We start from the raw sequence: 2,649 nt of genomic DNA, 5'->3' as shown, positions 1-2,649 counted from the left end.
CGGCACCGGCGGCCGCACCCCCTGCGGACGCCGGTGCCGGCGTCAGTTCCCCCGCGGCCGCTCCGCCTCCGTGGCGCCGCCCACCCGGGGGGCGCCGTCCGGGGCGCCGAGGGCGAGGGTGAAGCTGAACCGGTCGCCGCGGTACAGGGAGCGCACCTGCTCCAATGGGCGCCCGGCGGCGTCCAGGCTGCGGCGGTGCAGCAGCAGCATCGGCAGTGCCGGCGGGGTGCCGATCAGCAGCGCCTCGCGCGGGGTGGCCAGCACCGTCTCGATCCGCTCCTCGGCGGCGCCCAGGCGCACCCCGTGCGCGCGCAGGTAGCCGTAGAAGGACCCCTCGGGGTCGAAGTCCCGGTCCAGCGCGGGCACCCGGGCCACCGGCACGTACGTGGACTCCAGCCCGACGCGCTCCTCGTCCGCGCGCAGCACCCGCTCCAGGTGCCACAGCGGCTCGCCCTCGGGGACCTCCAGCAGCCGGGCCACCGCCGCGTCGGCGGGCAGCCGGTCCAGGCCGATCAGGGTGCGCCCGGGGCGCAGGCCCTGGCGCGAGACGCCCTCGGTGTAGCTGCTCAGGGACAGCGGCTGCTCGATCTTCGGCCCGGCCACGACCGTGCCCCGGCCCTGCCGGCGCAGCCGGCCCTCCAGCAGCAGCTCGCGCAGCGCCTGGCGCACGGTGGCCCGGGCGACGCCGTGACGCTGCGCCAGATCGGCCTCGGTGGGCAGCCGCCCGCCCGGGCCGAGCTCGGCGACCAGCTCCTCCAGTCGCGCCTTGACCAGGTAGTACTTGGGCACCCGGCCGTGCTCGGGGACGCCGGCGCGGGCCGCTTCGGGGCCGGCCCGGGAGATGGGGTGGTTCACCGCGCAAGCCTACCGAGCGCCGCCCGGGCCGCACCGGGCCGTACGGGCCGAGCCCGGCGCCCCGGGGCCGTTGATCACGGAAGCGTAACGGGTCTGGTCTGAATTTCCGCGGTTGTTCATACAACCGTGGATCCGGCGAGGGCCGGTCCTCGCCCGCCCGGCGCATCCTCACTCCCGGTGCAACTGCACCGCACTGACGACCAGTTGGGAGCCCTCGATGCGCACCTCCCGCACCGCCGCCCTCGCCGCCGCCACGGCCCTCGCCGCCACCGCCGCCGCGCTGATCGCACCGACCACCGCCGCCACGGCCGCCGCCCCCGCCGCGACCGGGGCCACCACCGGGGCCGCCGCCGCTCCGTACCAGGGTCTGCCGAACGGCACCAAGCAGGCCAAGACCCTGGTCATCGGCGTCGACGGCACCCGCTACGACAAGCTGCTCACCGCCGACGCCCCCGCCCTCAAGGCCCTGATGGCCGGCGGCATGACCGCCACCAGCAACCTCTACGCCAACCCGCTGGCCCCCACCCTCTCCGGCCCCGGCTGGTCGACCATCGCCACCGGCGCGTGGCCCGACAAGCACCAGGTGAAGGACAACAGCTTCACCGGCTCCCGCTTCGACCTGTTCCCCGACTTCGCCACCCGCCTGGAGAACGCCGACCCCACCACCTCCACCCTGGTGATCGGCTCCTGGAACCCCATCGCCGGCAACGTCTTCAACGGCCGCGCCGACCTGCGCCTCCAGGAGAGCGAGAACGACACCAAGACCGCCGCCGACGCCGTCGACTACCTCGCCCACGGCAACCCCGACACCACCTTCCTGCACTTCGACCAGGTCGACGAGGCCGGCCACAACCACGGCGGCACCAGCCCCGAGTACGCGGCCGCCCTGCACTCCGCCGACGCCCTGGTCGGCCAGGTCCTCCAGGCCGTCAAGTCCCGGCCCACGTACGCCTCGGAGGACTGGCTGGTCGTCGTCACCACCGACCACGGCCACACCGACGCCGGCGGCCACGGCGGCAACAGCGCCAACGAGCGCCAGACCTTCCTGATCGCCAACGGCACCGGATACGCCCCCGGCTCCCGCCGCTACGACGTCAAGCCCGTCGACATCGCCCCCACCGTCCTCAAGCACGAGGGCGTCGCCCTCGACCCCGCCTGGAAGCTCGACGGCCGCCCGATCGACGAGATCGCCCCCGACGCCTTCGACGCGCTGCGCCCGAGCCTGCAGGCCCGCGCCGACGAGAGCGGCATCCCGGCCGGGGTGAAGGGTTGGACCCACACCCCGCCGGCCGGCTGGAGCATCGACAACTCCCGCATGCCCAGCGGCGGGGTCACCGAGTGGCGCGGCTGGACCTTCGCCACCGACGAGTTCTGGACGGCCGCCCAGCTCGGCCAGTCCCGCGAGACCAACGTGCGCGCCCGCAACGTGTTCGCCGTCGCCGACTCCGACGAGTGGGACGACAAGGCGCACGGCGCCGGCCAGTTCGACTCCACCCTGGTCGGCCCCGCCTACCCGGTCTCCGGCGCGAGCCGCGGCGTGCTGTCCTTCGCGACCAACTACAAGGTCGACGGGCCGCAGACCGGCGACGTCTACGTGGTCTTCGACAACGGCGCCCCGCAGCTGGTGAAGTCCTACCGCAGCGACCTCAACACCGTCGAGAACCTCCCGGTCACCGTCCCCGCCGGCGCCACCACCGCCCGCTTCCAGTTCCGCTACACCGGCACCAACAGCGCTGGTGGTGGAGAACATCGGCCTGATGCACACGCCGTGGCTGGGCGCGCTGGTGGTGGTGG

The 2,649-nt window shown here is 74.5% G+C and carries 2 protein-coding genes; one reads left to right on the top strand and one right to left on the bottom strand.

Features of this window, described 5'->3' with window-relative positions; genetic code table 11:
• Window positions 1-42 precede the first annotated feature (42 nt).
• A complete protein-coding gene (locus tag ACFU7Z_RS38590; protein ID WP_380782812.1) occupies window positions 43-855 on the bottom strand; it encodes a GntR family transcriptional regulator in 813 nt (270 codons plus the stop codon).
• A 217-nt stretch (window positions 856-1,072) separates the two neighbouring features.
• Between ACFU7Z_RS38590 and ACFU7Z_RS38585 the strand changes: the two genes are divergently transcribed.
• Window positions 1,073-2,649 (top strand): alkaline phosphatase family protein (locus ACFU7Z_RS38585; RefSeq protein ID WP_380782810.1); only part of this gene is annotated, 1,577 nt, incomplete at its 3' end.

The organism is Kitasatospora sp. NPDC057518 (assembly GCF_042802075.1).
In the GTDB taxonomy this organism is placed as follows: domain Bacteria; phylum Actinomycetota; class Actinomycetes; order Streptomycetales; family Streptomycetaceae; genus Kitasatospora.
This window is presented reverse-complemented; position numbering and strand designations above follow the sequence as displayed.